The sequence below is a fragment of the Changchengzhania lutea genome, from assembly GCF_006974145.1.
GTDB lineage: Bacteria > Bacteroidota > Bacteroidia > Flavobacteriales > Flavobacteriaceae > Changchengzhania > Changchengzhania lutea.
Map to the genome: position 1 here is coordinate 1902186 of NZ_CP039456.1, position 19290 is coordinate 1921475.

General features: G+C 34.7%; 19 protein-coding genes. 12 read left to right on the plus strand and 7 right to left on the minus strand.

The window, feature by feature from the left end; genetic code table 11:
• Positions 1-8 precede the first annotated feature (8 nt).
• From FAF07_RS08755 to FAF07_RS08775, 5 genes are all read left to right on the plus strand, one after another.
• Positions 9-839: a universal stress protein gene (locus FAF07_RS08755; RefSeq protein WP_142784747.1), complete on the plus strand. Its 831-nt coding sequence runs from the start codon at positions 9-11 to the stop codon at positions 837-839.
• A gap of 31 nt (positions 840-870) precedes the next feature.
• Entirely contained in the window at positions 871-1497 is a 627-nt protein-coding gene (locus tag FAF07_RS08760) for a carbonic anhydrase family protein (protein ID WP_142784748.1), read from the plus strand.
• 6 nt (positions 1498-1503) lie between these two features.
• Complete coding sequence (locus FAF07_RS08765; RefSeq protein WP_142784749.1) at positions 1504-2196, plus strand: DUF2490 domain-containing protein; 693 nt, start codon at positions 1504-1506, stop codon at positions 2194-2196.
• A 93-nt stretch (positions 2197-2289) separates the two neighbouring features.
• A complete protein-coding gene (locus tag FAF07_RS08770) occupies positions 2290-4152 on the plus strand; it encodes a SulP family inorganic anion transporter (protein ID WP_142784750.1) in 1863 nt (620 codons plus the stop codon).
• An 8-nt stretch (positions 4153-4160) separates the two neighbouring features.
• Positions 4161-4787, plus strand: coding sequence for a carbonic anhydrase (locus tag FAF07_RS08775; RefSeq protein ID WP_142784751.1), 627 nt, complete (start codon positions 4161-4163; stop codon positions 4785-4787).
• A gap of 15 nt (positions 4788-4802) precedes the next feature.
• Here the strand turns inward: FAF07_RS08775 and FAF07_RS08780 are convergent, their stop codons facing one another.
• Positions 4803-5330: a CvpA family protein gene (locus FAF07_RS08780; protein ID WP_142784752.1), complete on the minus strand. Its 528-nt coding sequence runs from the start codon at positions 5328-5330 to the stop codon at positions 4803-4805.
• Between the two features lie 73 nt (positions 5331-5403).
• On the opposite strand from FAF07_RS08780, the gene FAF07_RS08785 reads away from it, so the two are divergent.
• The 3 genes from FAF07_RS08785 (at position 5404) to FAF07_RS08795 (ending at position 7413) form a co-directional block, all read left to right on the plus strand.
• A complete protein-coding gene (locus FAF07_RS08785; RefSeq protein WP_142784753.1) occupies positions 5404-5760 on the plus strand; it encodes a hypothetical protein in 357 nt (118 codons plus the stop codon).
• Between the two features lie 142 nt (positions 5761-5902).
• A complete protein-coding gene (pheS, locus tag FAF07_RS08790) occupies positions 5903-6922 on the plus strand; it encodes a phenylalanine--tRNA ligase subunit alpha (protein WP_142784754.1) in 1020 nt (339 codons plus the stop codon).
• Between the two features lie 95 nt (positions 6923-7017).
• Positions 7018-7413 (plus strand): hypothetical protein, encoded by a 396-nt coding sequence (locus FAF07_RS08795; RefSeq protein ID WP_142784755.1) that lies wholly within the window; start codon positions 7018-7020, stop codon positions 7411-7413.
• 240 nt (positions 7414-7653) lie between these two features.
• On the opposite strand, the gene FAF07_RS08800 is transcribed toward FAF07_RS08795, so the two are convergent.
• Positions 7654-8655: an NAD(P)H-dependent glycerol-3-phosphate dehydrogenase gene (locus tag FAF07_RS08800; RefSeq protein ID WP_142784756.1), complete on the minus strand. Its 1002-nt coding sequence runs from the start codon at positions 8653-8655 to the stop codon at positions 7654-7656.
• Positions 8656-8785: 130 nt separating this feature from the next.
• Here FAF07_RS08800 and FAF07_RS08805 point away from each other — a divergent pair, with 130 nt between their 5' ends.
• The 3 genes from FAF07_RS08805 (at position 8786) to FAF07_RS08815 (ending at position 11260) form a co-directional block, all read left to right on the plus strand.
• Positions 8786-9739, plus strand: coding sequence for a nicotinic acid mononucleotide adenyltransferase (locus FAF07_RS08805; protein ID WP_142784757.1), 954 nt, complete (start codon positions 8786-8788; stop codon positions 9737-9739).
• Between the two features lie 171 nt (positions 9740-9910).
• Positions 9911-10396 carry a peptidoglycan-binding protein LysM gene (gene lysM, locus FAF07_RS08810; RefSeq protein WP_142784758.1) on the plus strand — a complete coding sequence of 162 codons (486 nt, stop codon included), beginning with the start codon at positions 9911-9913 and terminating at the stop codon, positions 10394-10396.
• 252 nt (positions 10397-10648) lie between these two features.
• Positions 10649-11260: a hypothetical protein gene (locus FAF07_RS08815; protein WP_142784759.1), complete on the plus strand. Its 612-nt coding sequence runs from the start codon at positions 10649-10651 to the stop codon at positions 11258-11260.
• A gap of 299 nt (positions 11261-11559) precedes the next feature.
• Here FAF07_RS08815 and nadD read toward each other — a convergent pair whose 3' ends face one another.
• From nadD to FAF07_RS08840, 5 genes are all read right to left on the minus strand, one after another.
• Positions 11560-12138, minus strand: coding sequence for a nicotinate (nicotinamide) nucleotide adenylyltransferase (nadD, locus tag FAF07_RS08820; protein WP_142784760.1), 579 nt, complete (start codon positions 12136-12138; stop codon positions 11560-11562).
• A 9-nt stretch (positions 12139-12147) separates the two neighbouring features.
• The gene (gene gmk, locus FAF07_RS08825; protein WP_142786575.1) at positions 12148-12720 is read right to left on the minus strand and encodes a guanylate kinase; all 573 of its coding nucleotides are present in this window, start codon (positions 12718-12720) and stop codon (positions 12148-12150) included.
• A 20-nt stretch (positions 12721-12740) separates the two neighbouring features.
• Positions 12741-13598, minus strand: a complete 858-nt coding sequence (locus tag FAF07_RS08830; RefSeq protein ID WP_142784761.1) for a YicC/YloC family endoribonuclease — start codon at positions 13596-13598, stop codon at positions 12741-12743.
• 434 nt (positions 13599-14032) lie between these two features.
• Positions 14033-14950 (minus strand): IS1595 family transposase, encoded by a 918-nt coding sequence (locus tag FAF07_RS08835; RefSeq protein WP_142783597.1) that lies wholly within the window; start codon positions 14948-14950, stop codon positions 14033-14035.
• 272 nt (positions 14951-15222) lie between these two features.
• Positions 15223-15972 (minus strand): DeoR/GlpR family DNA-binding transcription regulator, encoded by a 750-nt coding sequence (locus tag FAF07_RS08840; protein ID WP_142784762.1) that lies wholly within the window; start codon positions 15970-15972, stop codon positions 15223-15225.
• Positions 15973-16261: 289 nt separating this feature from the next.
• Between FAF07_RS08840 and FAF07_RS08845 the strand changes: the two genes are divergently transcribed.
• Positions 16262-19264 carry a SusC/RagA family TonB-linked outer membrane protein gene (locus tag FAF07_RS08845; protein ID WP_142784763.1) on the plus strand — a complete coding sequence of 1001 codons (3003 nt, stop codon included), beginning with the start codon at positions 16262-16264 and terminating at the stop codon, positions 19262-19264.
• Positions 19265-19290: the final 26 nt, after the last annotated feature.

The window sequence follows — 19290 nt, forward strand, 5'->3', positions numbered from 1 at the left end:
AAAATATTATGAAAAACAATAAATATAAAATATTAGTCCTTTCAGACTTAAAAAACGCTACTAATACCACGTTAAAAAGCTCTATTAGTCTTGCTAAAATGGTTGATGGAGATATAGATTTTTTCCATGTGAAAAGACCTACCGATGTAGTAAAAAAAGAAAATCAATTATCGGCCATTCGTACTATTAATAAAGAACATTTTACAACGGATAAGGAAATTAAGAATTTAATCGACCCTATTTATAAAGATTATGGCATAAAGATAAATTATAAAATTTCTTATGGTAATGTAAAAAGTGAAATTAGTAGATACATTAAAGAACACAAGCCAGATATAATTGTTTTGGGCAAAAGAAAATCGAAACTACTTAGTTTTATAGGCGATAACATTACCCATTTAATTCTTAAAGAACATAAGGGTGTGATTATGATAGCTGCCGATAAAAATCCTTTGGAGCCAAATAAGGAAATATCATTAGGGATACTTAACGATATGAATGAATCGTTTAATCTGGAATTTGCAGAAGATTTGATACATCATAGTCAAACGCCGATAAAGTCGTTTAACATTATCAAAAATTCGAATGTATCAAAGCCCGACTACAAGGCGGCTAACGACGAAAAAACAAAAGCATTTGTATTTGAGCACAACGACAATGCAATTGAGAATATTGACAACTATCTGTCCAAAAACAAGGTAAACTTATTGTACTTAAACAGAACGGAAAATAAGGAGTCGGAAAAATTGGGATTAATAAATTCAGATCTTAATGAGGTAATTAGCAGACTGAATATTTCACTAATAGTTGCTGGAGAGCAAAACCTAACCTCATCATAACAACATTAATAAATAATAAATTTTAAATATTATGAAAGCACATACAAAAGAAACACAGTCAACCATGACACCGCAAAAGGCGTTGCAATTTTTAAAAGAAGGGAATCAAAGATTTCAAAATAATTTAAAAGCAAACAGAAACCTTTTAGAGCAGGTTAACGATACCAGTGAAGGTCAATTTCCATTTGCAACTATTTTAAGTTGTATTGATTCCAGAGTCTCAGCAGAATTGGTATTCGATCAAGGATTAGGAGATATTTTTAGCGTAAGAATAGCCGGAAATTTTGTGAATGAAGACATATTAGGAAGTATGGAATTTGCAAGTAAATTGGCTGGCACAAAGCTTATTGTAGTTTTAGGCCATACCAGTTGTGGTGCCATAAAGGGCGCTTGTGATGATGCTAAAATGGGCAATCTCACAAAACTGATTGAAAAAATCACACCAGCAGTTAAAGCCGTTTCAGAACCAGAAGATGCAAGTTTAAGAAACTCAAAAAACTTAGATTTTGTTGATACCGTTTCCAAAAAGAATGTGGAACTGACGATTGACAGGATACATGCCGAAAGCCCAATACTTTCAGAAATGGAGAAAGAAGGCGACATTATGATTATTGGGGCGATGTACGATATTCATTCAGGTGAAGTCACGTTCTATTAGATTTAAATGGATACTGTGGGAAGACATTATATAAAAAAGAAAATCACTGTGGCAGCGGTAATCCTCGGGTTACTGCTGCCTATTTTTGGACAAGCTCAAGATAGCAATTTTGGGAATTGGCTAATTTATTTCGGGAACAAAAAACTAAATACGAAGTGGAACATTCATCATGAAGTTCAATATCGAAATTATAATGCTATTGGCGATTTAGAGCAATTGTTATTAAGAACAGGTTTGGGCTATACCTTTAATGAAGGTAAAAGCAACGCTTTATTTGGTTACGGTTATATTTCCTCAGAAAATTATTTAGGTGATTCTGATGATAAGGTATCTGTAAATGAGCATCGTATTTTTCAGCAGTTTATATCTCAGCAAACCATAGGCGTCATAAAATTAAGTCATCGCTATCGTTTTGAACAACGTTTTGTGGAAGACGATTTTAAATTGCGATTCCGTTACTTTTTAGCGCTAAAAATGCCTTTCAAGTCACAGGAGAACGAACAAAGCAAATATTATCTTTCCGCTTACAACGAAATATTTCTAAATACCCAAACGTCTATTTTTGATAGAAACCGGGTTTACGCAGGAGCAGGTTATAATATCAACAAAAACGTAAGAATTGAGATTGGTTATATGAATCAATTTTTTGAAACAGCAAGTAGAGACCAGTTAAATATTATGACATTCGTTACTTTTTAATGATATTTACACATTAAAAAGCAATTCAGTGATAAGGGCTTTTTTTTTGAACATTTATCAATTAACTTAGAGATTTTAAAATAATAATTAAGAATGAAAAAACTTTTTTCAAACATAAAAGGAGATGCTTTTGGTGGTATCACAGCGGGTATTGTAGCCCTTCCTTTAGCCTTAGCATTTGGGGTGTCATCTGGTTTAGGCCCTAGCGCTGGACTTTATGGCGCTATATTTATAAGTTTCTTTGCAGCCTTATTTGGAGGTACACCAACCCAGATCTCTGGACCAACCGCACCAATGACGGCGGTAAGTATGGTGGTTATTGCTGGTATTATTGCAGCTCATGACGGTGACATTAATAAAGCACTTCCAGCGATATTGACCGTATTTTTATTAGCAGGACTTTTTCAGGTCGGTTTGGGTGTATTAGGTTTAGGTAAATACATTAAATATATTCCTTACCCAGTGGTATCAGGCTTTATGACAGCTATTGGTGTCATTATATTGGTCACTCAAGTATTGCCTGCTTTAGGATATTATCCTAAAGAAGACATGGAATTTGTCGATCAATACAAGCCACAGGCCGAAGAAATAATCCTTGAAAATATTTTAATAGAAGAAGCAGGCGAGGGTATTTTGGTTTTAGAAGATTTTCAAGAAACAGTAGATAGAGCGCAAAATATAACACAAGACGACATTTTAAAGGAATCTAAAACCTTAGCAGCTAATGAAGCTTCGGGTGTGCTGGGCGCTTTTAAAGTGCTGCCAAGAGCACTTAAAAGTATTAATTGGCTAGAGCTTATCTTAGCACTAGCGACTATAATCATTGTGTACGGGTTTAAAAAAGTAACCACAAAAGTACCAAGTGCGCTAGTCGCATTAGTTGTTGTATCTGGTGTGGCATTTGCTTTCGGGCTCGATTATAGACCTATTGAAGAAATTCCAACGGGCTTACCCATTCCTAAGCTGGAAATTATCACAGCATTTAAATTATCAAGCATTACACCTTATGTGTTTACCGCTATCTCATTAGCTTTATTAGGTGCAATCGATTCATTATTAACGAGTGTCGTTGCCGATAATATGACAAAAACCAAACACTTACCAAACAAAGAACTTATTGGGCAAGGTATAGGGAACAGTATCGGTGCCTTTTTTGGTGGTATTCCAGGTGCTGGTGCTACTATTCGAACCGTAGTCAATATTAATGCTGGCGGTAAAACAAAGCTTTCAGGAATGATTGCTGGTGTCATGTTACTTTTTATTTTGCTAGCGTTAGGTCCCGTAGCGTCTAAAATTCCTGCTGCGGTTTTGGCTGGGATCTTAATAACTGTTGGTATTGGGGTTATGGATTATAAAGGTTTAAAAGCCATTCCAAGCTTACCTAAAGACATGAAGATAGGTCCTTTAAAATTAAGCTCAGAGGTGCTCATTATGCTTGTCGTATTGGTGCTTTCTACTTTTTGGGACTTGGTTTACGCTGTAGGTATCGGGTTAGTTATTGCTTCTTTAATGTTTATGAAGAAGATAGGCGACTTAACTTCAGAGCGATCAGATGTGAAACCTCTTAAGGAAGAAAATTGGGCCGATGAAATTGACTTCCCTGAAAGTTTAAAAGAGGAAGTGTTTATCAAGCACGTTAAAGGCCCTTTGTTTTTTGGGTCTACAAGTGATTTTCAACAATTGGCCAAACAAATACCAAAAACTGCAAATACGGTAATTATTAGATTAGGCCGGATGCAATACATGGATCAGTCAGGTCTTTATGCGATGGAAGACGTGTTGATTGATTTGAAAAAAGACGACATAAATGTGTTATTTGTAAATTTATTACAGCAACCTAGGTATATGATGGAACGTATTGATATCATTCCTGATTTGATTCCTAAAGAGCATATCTTTACTAGTTTCAAAGCATGCCTGAATTGGGTGAAAACAAATGTGAGAGACGTCAACTAAATAACACTATGGATTTATCTAAAGTATTTCAGAACAATGAAGCGTGGATTAAGAAACAGTTATCAACTTCAGAGAATTATTTTGAAGACTTAGGTAAAGGGCAAAATCCAGAGCTCTTGTATATAGGTTGTAGTGACAGTAGGGTAACTGCTGAAGATTTAATGGGACTCGGTCCCGGTGAGGTATTTGTACACCGCAATATTGCCAATATGGTCATCAGCATAGATTTAAATGTGATGTCTGTTGTGGAATATGCAGTGGATCATTTGGGTGTAAACCATATTGTGGTTTGCGGGCATTATGCCTGTGGGGGCGTAAAAGCTGCTATGCAATCAGCAGATTTGGGCGTCTTAAACCCATGGTTAAGGAACATTCGCGATGTGTATCGTATTCATAAAAAAGAATTGAATGCTATTGAAGATGAAGAGAAAAAATACGATAGATTGGTAGAACTTAATGTTAAAGAACAATGCGTGAATCTTATAAAAACAGCAGCCGTTCAAAAAGCCTATAGGTCGCGGGGCTTGCAAGTACATGGTTGGGTGTTTGATGTGCATACAGGAAGACTTATCGATTTAGAAATCAACTTTGAAAAATACCTAAAAGATATCATGGAAATTTATCATTTAGATTAGTGATATAACAAAGGGTTACGCTTCGTTATCCAATTCAAATATTTCAGTATCAGTGTCGTCTGTATTTAAAAGTGCTGGAAAAATTGTAGGGACAAGCGATTTTACGGGCTCATAAAGTACAGACGATTCTAAATCTTCATCATCCGTAAAAGGAATCCCAAAGTCACTTATTTTTTCAAATATTAAGAGTATCACACTCAAAATTAAAGCTATTTTTAGACCTCCAAAAACCCCGCCAAGGAGTTTATTTATAATACCTAAAGCCGCAAAGTCGGCCAATTTAGTTAATGCTTTTCCTGCTAGAGCAATTACTAAAACAATAATTACGAAGGTAATCGCAAAAGCCACGATATTAATTGTTTTCTCATCCCAGTCAACCTTGCTATCTAAAAAACCTGCCGCAAAATCACTAAAATGAATTGCGCCATAAACCCCAGCAACCAATGCAATTAGCGAAGCGATTTCAACAAAAAACCCTTTCATTAATCCGCGCACCAATCCAAATAAAATTAAGGCACCTAAAACAATATCCAATACATTCATAAACTTTCAATTTAAACAAATATAAAATAATAGTGACAGTTAGGTTTATTAACTTTGCAACTTTAAAAATATTATGTCTAGAGACGAACAATTAAAAGAACGGTGGGAATTAGTAGTTACAAAACTATCTAATCAATTTGCAGATGGAGACGCTTTAGATTTAGATGCGATTATCTATTTAATAGGCGTTCAAGAGCTTGGGCAGTTGCATAAAACCTATAAAAAAGATCATAAGCTAGACCTCATGCACATTGCTATTTGCAAATTATTGAGCTCCTATGGTTATTATGAACTTGAATTTGTAGATGACGACGGTTGGCCGCATTACAAAGCATTAGAAACCTTGCCACATTTAAAAGCCGGTGAACAAAGTATTTTAATGAAGGAAGCCATCGTAAACTACTTTTTAGAGACAGAATATATACATTAATTTTTGGGCGTTACTTTTTAAAAAAAATAAAAAGTCAGGCTTTCCGCTATATCTTTTTACAAAAAAGTAAAAAGGATGCCGCTGCAATCCTTAACGCAAATCCCGATAAATTGATTAAATTTGCCATCATTTTAAGGATGTTATGATAGATAAGATAAACCAACTCATTGCCGAAGCCGAAGATTTTAAAGCACAATCGAAAGATGAGATTGAAGCATTTCGTATAAAGTACTTAGGTAAAAAAGGTTTGCTAAATGAGTTTTTTGCAGAGTTTAAAAATGTAGCTAACGACCAGAAAAAAGAATTTGGACAAACCATTAATAAGCTCAAAAAAATAGCAGAGGATAAAGTTAATGCTCTAAAAGAAGAGCTAGAAGGAAAAGAAGATGTCAAAGGCATTTATGGCGATTTAACACGTCCAGGTGATCCTATTCAAATAGGAGCCAGACATCCTATTTCTATTGTAAAAAATCAAATTATTGATATCTTTTCCCGTATTGGCTTTAACGTGAGCGAAGGTCCGGAAATTGAAGATGACTGGCATAACTTTACAGCGTTAAACTTACCAGAATATCATCCGGCACGCGATATGCAGGATACCTTTTTTATTCAAACCGATCCAGATATTTTATTGCGTACACACACAAGTTCGGTACAAGTGCGTTATATGGAAAATAACAAACCACCAATCAGAACGATTTCTCCAGGGCGTGTATATAGAAATGAGGCTATCTCAGCACGTTCACACTGTTTCTTTCATCAAGTGGAAGGCTTGTACATTGATAAAGATGTTAGTTTTGCCGACCTTAAACAAACCTTGCAGCACTTTACCACCGAAATGTTTGGAAAAAGCAAAATACGATTACGTCCGTCCTATTTCCCATTTACCGAACCAAGCGCGGAAGTCGATGTGTATTGGGGCTTAGAAACCGAGACCGATTATAAAATGACCAAGGGAACTGGTTGGTTAGAAATTATGGGTTGTGGTATGGTAGACCCAAATGTACTAGAAAACTGTGGCATTGATTCCAAGGAGTATTCTGGATTTGCCTTTGGGATGGGTATAGACCGAATCGCTTTATTACTGCATCAAATAAGCGATATACGTTTGTTAAGTGAAAATGACGTTAGGTTTTTAGAGCAGTTTAAATCCGCTTTTTAGAATAATGTTGTCATTCCGAGGAGGAACGACGTGGGAATCTGTTTAATTTAAAAGATTGCCACAACTTTTAATTAAAAGTTTCGCAATGACGAACCATGAAAAAAGATATACAAATCCCAAAAGTTGAAGATGTTTACATTGCCATTGTCAATGAATATAATGCGATTTATAAAACGCAAGATTGGAACGCTTATATTATAAACGATAAGCATGTAGATTTAGACATGGTTATTATAGTGACAGATGGCTATTCTAAAGAAAAAATAACCTCTAAATTCCGAAAAAAAATAGACGTCTTACCAAAGAAAAGCTATGCTAAAATTGAGATGATACAAGAGGAATTGTTTGCACTTAACAATGCTTTTAAGGTGTCTTTTTTTGAAGGGAACCAAATGTTTGATAAAACGTATCTCTTTAGAAAAAACACGGTGAATTTAAAAGCGTTGCAAGCAATCCCTTTAATGGATGTTAAAGGGGTCTTGGTGAAATAATAAATTCCTACGAAGGCAGGAATCGCATAAATTTAAACTACAACTATTCATTGAAGTCACGAACTGTGCTAGGGATTGAAACGGCATCCTTTTTGCTTTTTAGCAAAAAGATATAGTGAAACATGTATGTTCATGAATTCAACAAAGCAAAATTGGAGTGCATGAATAAAAGCCCGACCTTTAGGGAGCACCCAAATAAGCGGTATAGAATTAATAAGATTCCTTTCTTGAAAAGAGTTTTTAATCCAACTGATCTGTCAAGCGGTTAAACACTTTTTTAGGATTTTTGTTTTCGTACAAAATCTCATAAACCGCATGTATTATGGGGAGCTGTGTTTTCTTCTTATTCTTCTTGTTCAATAAATGTGCACTTTTAGTGGCGTAATAGCCTTCTGCCACCATACTCATTTCCATTTGAGCCGACTTTACAGTATACCCTTTACCAATCATATTTCCAAACATTCTGTTTCTTGAAAACACAGAATATCCCGTTACCAATAAATCGCCTAAATAAGCAGAATCGTTAATGTTACGTTTCATCTTATGCATTTTTTTAATAAAGCGTTTCATTTCCCTGATGGAATTGCTCATTAAAACACTTTGGAAATTATCGCCGTAGCCCAAACCATGTGCAATTCCAGCTGCTATTGCGTAAATATTTTTCAGCATGACGGCATATTCTACACCAATAACGTCATCACTTATTTTGGTTTTTATATAATCGCTAGACAGCTTATCGGCTATGTCTTGTGCTTTTACAGCATCTACACAAGATATGGTTAAATAGGATAGACGCTCAAGTGCCACCTCTTCGGCGTGGCATGGGCCAGCGATGACTGCAATATTTTCGAAAGGGACTTTATATATATCATGAAAATGTTCGCCAACCAGTAAACCAGTTTCGGGCATAATGCCTTTTACAGCCGATACAATGGTTTTATTGGAGATATCTACAGTCAATTTTTCTAATTCACTATGTATAAAGGCAGAGGGAATAACAAAAATTAAAACATCGGCGTAATCGGCAATGGCGTTAATGTCATTACTAAGTTTTAATTGCTTTAAATTAAATTCAACCGAACTTAAATAACTGGGGTTGTGTTGTTCCTTTAAAAGATGCTCTTTGGTATACACACTTCGCATATACCAGCCTACTTCGTCTAAATTTTCGCAAAGCATTTTCACAATGGCAGTTGCCCAACTTCCTGCTCCAAAAACCGCATATTTTAAAGAATTACTCATAAATTTTGAATGGTTAGTCTTCAAAAATACATAAAATATTCCACCTTCATTTTTACCTATAAAACGGTATCATTTAATTTTTGGCACGTGTTTTGAAAACCCTATTACAAGAACTCTAAATATTTTGATTATGAAGACGATAAAATTACTTTCAGGTTTTGCTCTTATGGCAACTTTGTTTACATCGTGCTACACAGAAGTTGTGGTTGATGAATATGTTGATGTTTATGATGAGCCAACAATTTCCTTAAACCAACTGTTAAATTCACACGAATTGTGGTACGTAGATATTAATCAAACTGTGGGTTATGGTGAAACACCTTTTTTGCAAAAAGCATTTACAATTTCATTTAGAAATGGTGTGTTATACGCGAATAACAATATTGTTGGTTTAGGCGATAGTGGTGGCGGATTTGGAATTGATGTAGGATCCTACGATGCCTATGACATGATTTTAGATGTTAATCATGATTTAGATGGTTTTGATACCTTTGATGTGTATCAAATAGATAATAACACATTGGAGTTGTACAATCCTAACAATGATACCTCGTACTTTTTAGAAGGCTACCAGCGTAGTAATTTCGATTACGACTTTGTGTTCTATGATAACATTCATTATTTTTTACAGGAATACGAGGCTTGGGAAAAAACCTATACAAGTGATTTTGGAGCTTTAAATGAATTTGATGAGGAAAACTTCTTACAATTTCTTGCAGGAGGGAATGATTCTACATTCCAAAGCTCACAGGATGATAATGGTACCGGAACAAATAATTTGTATTGGGATTATACGGGCATATATGGTGTAGGTGATGTTACAGGAGATATGTACCTAAAAACTTTAACATTAGATTATGATTATTTCGACAATGAATATTTTGAGTTAAGCGTTATAAATGATGGTAAGATAGAACTGTTCCATCCAGCATCTGAAACCGTTTATGAGTTTGCTGGAAGAGGTTATATACAATACTTTAAAACTGCTAATGTGAAAGGTAAAACAGCGACAACAAAAGAGAAGAGTAGAAAGTTTAGAAAAGATAAAGTCGTGAACCCGAGAGAGAACACGAGAATAAAATAGAAATTTTTGGTTGGTTATTTAGTTGGGAAACTGTTTAAGGCATCTGCTTTAAGCAGTTTCTTTTTTATATGGCAATGGGTTATGATTTATGGCAAATGAGCTAATGGACTATGAGCAAAAAACTTAATTTAGCTGACAGCAAATATTAATCATTTAACACAAAATAAAATTATGGGACTATTTTCATTTATTAAAAACGCCGGAGCTAAAATTTTTGGTATAGGCAAAACCGATAAAGAAGAAGCTGCCGAAGCAGCAGCCAAAGAAGTAAAAATGGAGGACCTAGCAGCGAGAAAGCTGGAAGAGACCATTAAAGATTTAGATTTAGAAGTAGAGTATTTAAATGTACATATAGATGACGACAAGGCGACCATAAAGGGAAAAGCCTACAATCAAGCTACTAAAGAAAAAGTAGTATTAGTTGTGGGTAATTCTGCTGGTATTGCCACAGTGGACGATCAAATGACAGTGGAGCACACAGAGCCGGAAGCGCAGTTTCATACTGTGGTAAGCGGTGACACACTTAGTAAAATTGCTAAGAAGTATTATGACAATGCTATGAAATACCCAGTTATTTTTGAAGCCAATAAACCAATGTTAAAAGATCCAGATAAAATTTATCCAGGACAAGTGTTACGTATTCCTGCCTTAGACTAAATAGGCATTTACCTTAAACGCATTAAAAAGCCAGCTTATATTTATAAGTTGGCTTTTTAATATCTCTTAAATTTCTAGTTATTTATTCTGTTTGTATTTAAAAAGTTTGCACTCATGAAGTAGGAAATATTTTATTGAAATAGGATAATTAGCCGATTAAATGCACGCCTAGCATGCTGTATGTCGAAAATATTAGGTGTTTCATGTATTGAAAGATATATTTACAATCTTAACCTACAAAACATGCATGTTATGAATAAGAATATTTTTTTAATTACGGTATGCCTTATTTCTACTTTATTTAGTTGTAATGTAGAAGGCGTTTTAGAGGATCAATCTATTGCCAGTACAAAAGTCAATAATAAAAACAAAGATGTTACTATCATAGAAAGTGATAACACTTCCACTGAATACTCCGATGAGCATTGTAAAACAATAGATCTTATTGCCGGACAACACCATATAGCAGGTACGGTAACTATAGATATTGAAGGAGGTAACATGATAATTACTTATCAAATAAACCTTGATTGGACTATTGATGCAACACACTTGCACATTACTAATTGTGAAGCGGATGGTTTCCCTGTTACAGGAGCTAATAATCCTAAAATTGGAAATTTTGATTACTCAAGTACCCATGAAGAGGGAGTGACAGAGGTTACATACATTTTTAATTTAAACGACTTTAACATAGACGATGCATTTTGTTTTGCCGCTCATGCTGAAGTCAGTGGGCCATCAGAGGAAACTGCTTGGGCTGAAGGTGAAGATTTTGGTGGAAAAAGCTGGGCAATGTTTGTTGAGGCTAATCTTACCGATTGTGAGGACGAAGGTGATGATGATGGAGGAGGTCCTTTTTAAAACTTATTTTTTTATTATGAACTCATACTTTCCCATTTATGAAAACTTGTTAATTTGTCTTAACCGATAAACAACGAGGTTTCATAATTGGGCTATTTTTACAATAAATAGTTCGTGTAAATTTGGAGCAATAAGATTGTGTTGTGGTGAATTAAACTTAATGTCGCTCACTTTAAAGTTTGTGAAATCCTTTATAAGCGTAATTATCTAATGGAGTAGATAAAGATTCCTATGATTCAAATTTTTTCAAGCTCATTTTAAATTATAATTGGTATAATTCTGAAATAGCGATATGGTTATTACTTATAAAAGTTCATTTCGTCTAGATATTCCCAAACAAATTCAGGTAACATGGGCCTCACGTTTTTGCCTTCTTTTATGGATTTTCGAATGAATGTAGAAGACAATTCCATAATTGGTGCTTTTACATGATGAATTTTCTCGTGTCCATCAAACCGTGTTGCTATAGTTTCACTTGAAATACGCGGGTAAACATAGAGATCATGATTTTCTATGATAAGCTCATAATTTTTCCATTTATGAAAACCTTTTAAGTTGTCTTCACCCATAATCAATGCGAAATCGTACTTGGGGTATTTCTCTTGTAAATAGGTTAGCGTATGTATGGTATAATTTGGCTGGGGCAAGTTAAATTCAATGTTACTTGGTTTGAGTTTTGTGTAATCTTTGGTTGCCCGATACACCATTTCCAAACGTTGATGGTTATCTAACAGCGAGCTCTTTTTTTTGAAAGGATTATGGGGCGTTACCACAAACCAGATTTGATCCAAATCGCTGTATTCGGCTAAATGGTTGGCAATAACAAGATGTCCAATATGAATGGGATTAAAGGAACCAAAAAACAAGCCAATCTTCATCTTAAGAAATTATGAATTCACAAAATTGTCCACTAAGGCTTCGGCCTCAAAAAGAGCATGTTCTAAATTATCATTTTCAATAATAACGTCAAATAATGGTGCCGTTGCAAGTTCGGCAGAAGCTTTAGCAATACGCATATTTATTTTATCCTCGCTCTCGGTTTTTCGCTTTTTTAATCGAATTTTAAGCGCATCAATACTTGGCGGTTTAACAAAAATAGCTAAGGTTTCTTCTGGAAATTTACGCTTGATGCGTAATCCTCCTGATACATCAATATCGAAGATCACATGTTTGCCTTTGGCCCAAATACGTTCTACTTCGGCTTTTAGAGTACCATAGAAATTATCCCGATATACTTCTTCCCATTCTAAAAATTCATCATTCTTGATCTTGGTTTTAAACTCCTTCGCTGATAAAAAATAGTAATCCTTACAATCGATTTCATCACCGCGTTTCTCCCTTGAGGTTGCTGAAATGGAGAATTCTAAATTTAGCGGTACTAAACCTAATAGATGCCTTACAATAGTTGTTTTTCCTGAACCCGATGGTGCAGAAAATACAATAAGCTTACCGGTATTCATGTCTTGAAGTTTCACTGTAATTATAAAACGTTTAGCAATTGTTCTTTAATTTTTTCAAGCTCATCCTTCATTTGTACCACGAGTTGCTGCATAGGTGCGTAGTTGCTTTTAGACCCGATGGTATTAATTTCCCTACCAATTTCCTGACTTATAAATCCGAGTTTTTTACCGTTTGAATCGATTGAATTGACACTTTCGGTGAAATATTCCAAGTGATTTTTAAGACGGACTTTCTCTTCGGTAATATCAAATTTTTCTATGTAGTAAACGAGTTCTTGCTCGAATCGATTTTCATCATATTTCTCTCTTAAATCCTCAACACCTTTAAAGAGCCGTTCACGAACCCCTTCTATACGATCGGGATCCATAGCAATCACCTCGTTGAGTAATGTATCTATGATTACGATGCGTTTATTAAAATCGTTTTCAAGCACTTTGCCTTCGTCACGGCGGTATTCATTTATAAGTATAACCGTTTTATCTATTTCGGCTTCAATAGCACGCCATTCGCTCTCGTCAATCTCTTCCCGAACGGTATTCAAAGCGTCTGGAAAACGTACGGCCATTTTTAGTAGCTCTATATCGTTAGCATCTACAACTTCTTTTAATTGCCTAATATATTGCTTAACAACGGGTGTATTAATTTGTGTTGAGGTATCCTCAGCAGTCGCTTCTACATAAATAGAAAAATCTACTTTGCCACGTACTAGTTTATCTGCTAATAGCTTTCGTATGGTGAGTTCTTTTTCTCTGTAAATAGAAGGCATTCTCGCGTTTAAATCCAGACTCTTGCTATTTAATGATTTTAACTCGATGGTTATTTTTTTGGTTGGCAATTGCAATACAGATTTTCCATAACCTGTCATTGAATGTATCATAAACTCGTGTATTAGATGGCGCAAAGGTAGTTAAATCCTAAGGTTTAGAAAACAGATTGTTAAATATATGGGCTATGTTGGAGTATGTGGTTAAGCGCTACCTTATCTTAATGAGTATGATATAAGTTTTACTACAATATGCTTTGATCGTCCAGTCTCAGTAATAACGTATTACAGAGCTAATTGAGAAAGAACTTATTTTCACGGATGCTTCTATGGCAAATTGGGAATAGCAAAAGTTGATTTATATCCATCTTTGGGAAGAGATTTTACAATAATTTAGAAGCAGTTGGCACATTTAAATACGCTTTTCCTTGCTCATTTTTTTATGATTATGAGCTAAAAGTAAAAATTTCGAAAATACAAGATGTTTATATCTAGCAAAACACATCATTGCACCGTGCAAATATTAAAAATAATATTTGTATATCCGTTTAATGTCCATTAGCTGTAATGCTAGCAATAATAAGCCTATCAAAGATTCGTTCTCCAAAATACCTGCGGTTGAGCTTATAAACAAACTCGTTCAGATATAATTGCAAATATTTCTTCTTGATTTTATGATAAGTTCCCGCAAAGTTCCTTTTAGCATTGCTTATTGCTATATGCACCCATTTGAGTGTTTCTTTGGTGGTTTGTTCGTTTGATTTCTCTGTCATATGTATTTCTACATAGTCTGCAATATTTACATATGAAGTACTCTTATCTGTAAATATAATAGTTTGCTCGTCATCAATAGCGTCTTTGAAGCTTTGGTCTGTGCCATCTGCCTTGTGGTCTTCTAATACCTTAGCTTTAAAATAACGGCATTGTCTATCTACTTTTCCTGTTTCTATATCTTCCAGTATGGTGCTTTCTGCCATAATCATAACATTGGATTTAGTTTTGCTCCCTCGACCTGCTTTTTGGGTTTTGTGTGCTTGTTCCGAGGCTTCAATAGTAAAATAGCCTTCATCCATTTCTATCATTCCTTCCAATGTGTACCTGTCATCACGATCCCCCATTGCTCTACGCAGTTTATGGACCATTGCCCAAACTGGCTCATAACGTTTTAGCCCCAACTGGCGCTGTATCTCTTTACTGGAAAATCCTTTTTTTGTGGTGCTCATCAAAAAAATGGTCTTGTACCAAACCAGAAATGACAATTTAGAGCTTTCCATTATGGTGCCACTGCGCAATGATGTCCTTGAGTTGCAGGATTTACATTGATAGCTCCATTTATTGATCAGCCAATAGTGGTCTGTACATCCGCAACGCTTACAAACAACACCTTGCTTGTCCCTTTGCTCCTTGAAATGAAGCCTGCAACTCTTTTCATCTGTGAAATGAACCCCAAAAGAAAATATATCCATAGCTAACTGTTTTTGAATCAATTAAATATACAAAATATTAATCAATATAGGGGTGTTTACGGATATACAAAAATAATAAAAAGGGAAACGATTAATGATTAATCGTTTCCCTTTTTATCTGTACTCAAGGTGGAACTAGTTAAATATTGAAAGATTGCAGTTTTAAAGGGGTTTCAGAGGATGAAAATTCCACTGACACCGAATTGAACTCCTTTTGTGAAAACTTTAACATTTGAACTATATTTATTGTCAATTAAGGCTAAATTGCATCATTACAACAAGTTCACCCCAGCTAAAATATACTCTTTAAGTTTCGGGTTATCTAAGTCAAGATCGGTTACGACCGTATCTATTTCTTTTAAACTACACACATCGAAATTAAGTTTTTCGTTTAATTTGTTTGAGGTCGCCAAATAAACAATATGCTCAGATGCTTTTATCATGGCTTTTTTTACCAATGATACTTCATAGCCTTCATCAGTTATTCCTTGCTCAATATTTAGGGCACTAACACCCATAAAACAAATATCCGCTCTGATGTCGGATAAATATTGAATAACATCAATGCCTGTTGTAACCATAGAGTTTCGATGTATTTTGCCGCCGATGAATATGGTTTCTATTAAAGGGTGCTCCGTTAATTGCATAGCTATTGGTAAACTATAAGTGTAAATAGTAGCTTTTAAATCTTTAGGAAATAATTTAGCAAGCATTAAATTAGTGGTCCCACCACTCATGATTATTGCCATGCTATCCTGTATTAAAGAAATCGCTTTTTGTGCAATCTGGATTTTATTGTCTCTATTATAGATAACGTCTTCGTTGTAGTGGTAGAGCTTTTGTATGGTTGAAATGGCACCTCCATGAACTTTGGTAAGTAATCCTTTTCCATCCAATTCATGAATATCTCTTCTAATAGTATCCTCAGAAACCTCTAATTTTTCAGATAATAAGCTTGAACTAATTTTTCTGTTAATGCTTACTTCATCTATAATTTTCTTTTGTCGCTCCTTTTTTTTCATAAACAGATTTCTTCAAAAATAAGTTTTTATTAAATAAAAAGACATTTTTTTGCAGGTTTTAGAACTAAATATGCATTTTTATAAAGTAAATTATACATTTGAAAAAGCTTTTCTAAAAAAATTCGATAAAAACAGTTTTCTGCATAAAATATAACTTTCAATATACAATTTGCAATTATTAAAATATTTTTTCGAGTTAAATTAATAAAACATGCATTTATTTGCAAAAAAAACGCATGTTTTGGTTTAATTTTTATATTTTTAGCATAAATAACTAAAACTCACTCTCATGAAAAAAACTAATGAAATGCTCTCTTATATTAAGAGATTTCAATTTATAAGTATCTTTTTGTTGCTTATCATGTTTAGCTTTACCTCACACGGCCAAACAACATATACATTACAGGGTAATGTGACTGATAATGTTGGTGATCCTGTTATGGGTGTTACAGTTCAAGTTAAGAATACCGCTCTAGGGGTAATTACCGATTTTGACGGAAATTATAATTTGAAAGCAAACATTGAAGCGGGTAACTATACACTCGTTTTTAGATCACTTGGATTAGCAACAAAAGAAGTTAAAATTATTTTAAACGCTCAGACCCAAGTGGTAAATGATGTTGAGATGACTGCAGATATCCTGGGGTTGGATCAAGTGGTCATAACTGGGGCAGGAGCATTGACAGCTAAGAAACAACTAGGAAACACTATTTCAACTATAAGTGGTTTGGATATTGCCGAATCTGGATCCGTTGATATTACAGGAGCACTTTCAGGAAAATTGGCTGGGGTACAAGTATCTCAAAATTCAGGTGATCCTGCCGGTGGTATTAGCGTTCGATTACGGAGTGCGAGTACGGTTAATGGAAGCTCAGATCCTTTGTATATTATTGATGGCGTATTTGTCAATAACAACTCTACTAACGTCTTGAATGTAAACAGTGTGGTTCAAAATCGATTATCTGATATAAGCCCACAGGATATTGATAGAATTGAAGTGATAAAGGGTGCAGCAGCAGCAGCGTTATATGGAGCTAGAGCTAGTAACGGTGTCGTACAGATTTTTACAAAAAAAGGAAAGTCTGGAGAACCTGTAGTTACATTATCTAGCAGTGTGAATTTTAATTCTTTAAGAAAGAAGCGTGATTTTAATCAAGAACCTTTTGATTGGACATCAAGTGATATTACCATTCTTAGTAAAGAACCAGTAACAAGGTATGACTATCAAGATATGGTGTTTGAAAATTCAACAGGAACCGATAATTACGTTTCTATATCAGGAGGAAAAGACAACACAAACTATTTTGCTTCATTTTCTTATTTAAAGAACAATGGAATTCTCAAAAACACCAATTTTGAAAGAGAAGGAGGAAGAATTAGAGTCAATCAAGTAATTAATAATTGGGCGTCTGCTTCTGTAGGGACCTATTTTTCTACAAGCAAAAGTCAAGACATGCCCAATGGAGGTTATGGATTTGGAGTATTACAAACTATATTATTTACTAATAATAAAATAGACCCAAGACCTGACGCTGATGGTAATTATCCTAATATGACCTTTTATCCAAATATTTTGGAGTACATCAATACCTTTGATTTTCATCAAAATAATAATAGAAATATTAGTGATTTGCAAATTAATATGAAACCTATTGATGGTTTAAAAGTGAACTACATTCTTGGTTATGATAATGCGGAATCTATAGGTAGTACATATGTTCCTATTGGAACCAATACTGTTTTATTAGGTAGCGCAAGCACATCTACAATTAGTACTAAGCTATTCAATAGCGATTTAACTGCTTCTTTTGATAAAAAGATAGGAGAGAATATAAAATCGACAACAACAACAGGCTTCGCTTGGCAATCAGAAAAGACTTTAGTGCGCTCAATTTCAGGCACAGGAATAGCTGAAGGAGTGAAAACTACCAATGGAGCAGCTTCAATTTCTACTAACGAAAACAGAAGTGAAATTACAACTTGGGGAGGGTTTTTGCAGCAAACATTTGGGTTTAGTGATAAACTTTTTATAACTGGCGCTATTAGATTAGATGGTGCTTCAGTATTTGCTCCGAATGAAAGGAATCAATTTTTTCCAAAAGCTAGTATGTCTTACTTGATTTCTGATGAAGATTTTTGGGAAAACAGTTTTGGAAACACAATCAATAGTTTTAAGGTGAGAGCAGCTTGGGGAGAAGGAGGAAGTCTTCTAGCTATCGGTGCTTTTGATCGGTTTCTAAATTTTGTAGCTGGAGGTATTGACGGGAATTCTGGTGTTATTCCTAGTACTCAACTTGGGAATCCTGATTTAAGACCTGAAAGACAATCTGAATTAGAATTCGGTATTGACGTGGGATTGTTTAATAATAAAATAGGGATTGAGCTTACCTATTATAAACAGAATATAACAGATCTTTTATTAAATAGAATATTATCTCCTTCGACTGGGGCAGGCACAAGGATTGAAAATATTGGAACAATGACTAACAGAGGATTTGAGGCATTAATTACAGCCACGCCAATTCAAACTAATGATTTTAGCTGGTCAATTACTGGAACATATTCCTCAAATAAAAATGAAGTTAATAATATAGAAGGTGAACAATTTGGAATTGGAAATTTCGGATTCTCTGTTGCTAAAAATGGTAATCCTTTAGGGGTTTTTTATCAAGGTTTCTATGCAAGAAATACAGATGGAAGTTTGCTTTTAACGCCTGGGGGTCTTCCTCAAAGAGAGAAGGGATCCCTTGATGTAAATGGAAATCCTGTACCAGAGAGAGATGGGTCCGGTCAGCCTAGTGGAGCTAATTTAAGTAAGGTTATAGGGGATCCAAATCCAGACTTTATAGCTTCTTTAATTAACGAAGTTACATACAAAAACTTTTCTTTTAGAATGCAGCTGGATGCCGTTCAAGGTAATGATATTTTAAGTTGGGATACGCGTATGTTCTATCGTTTTGGTGGTGGACCTGCTACGGCTAGTGAATTAAGAGGAGACGATGTTCGTGGAACTGGGGCGGCCAAGTTTGGTATTGCCGAATCTTATATTGAAGACGGATCTTATATCAAGCTTCGGGAAATATCGGCTTCCTATTTATTAAAAAAACCTTTAAAAGGGGTTAGCAGTATTAAATTATCGCTAACGGGGCGTAATTTATTCTCGATTGATAATTTCTCAGGCTATGACCCAGAAGTAAATATGGATGCACAGAGCAATGGTTCTAGAGGAGGAATTATGGGATTGGTTCCAATACCGAGTGTTATTAAATTTGGTGTAACAGCTACTTTTTAAGTATCAAAATAATAAAATAATAAAAA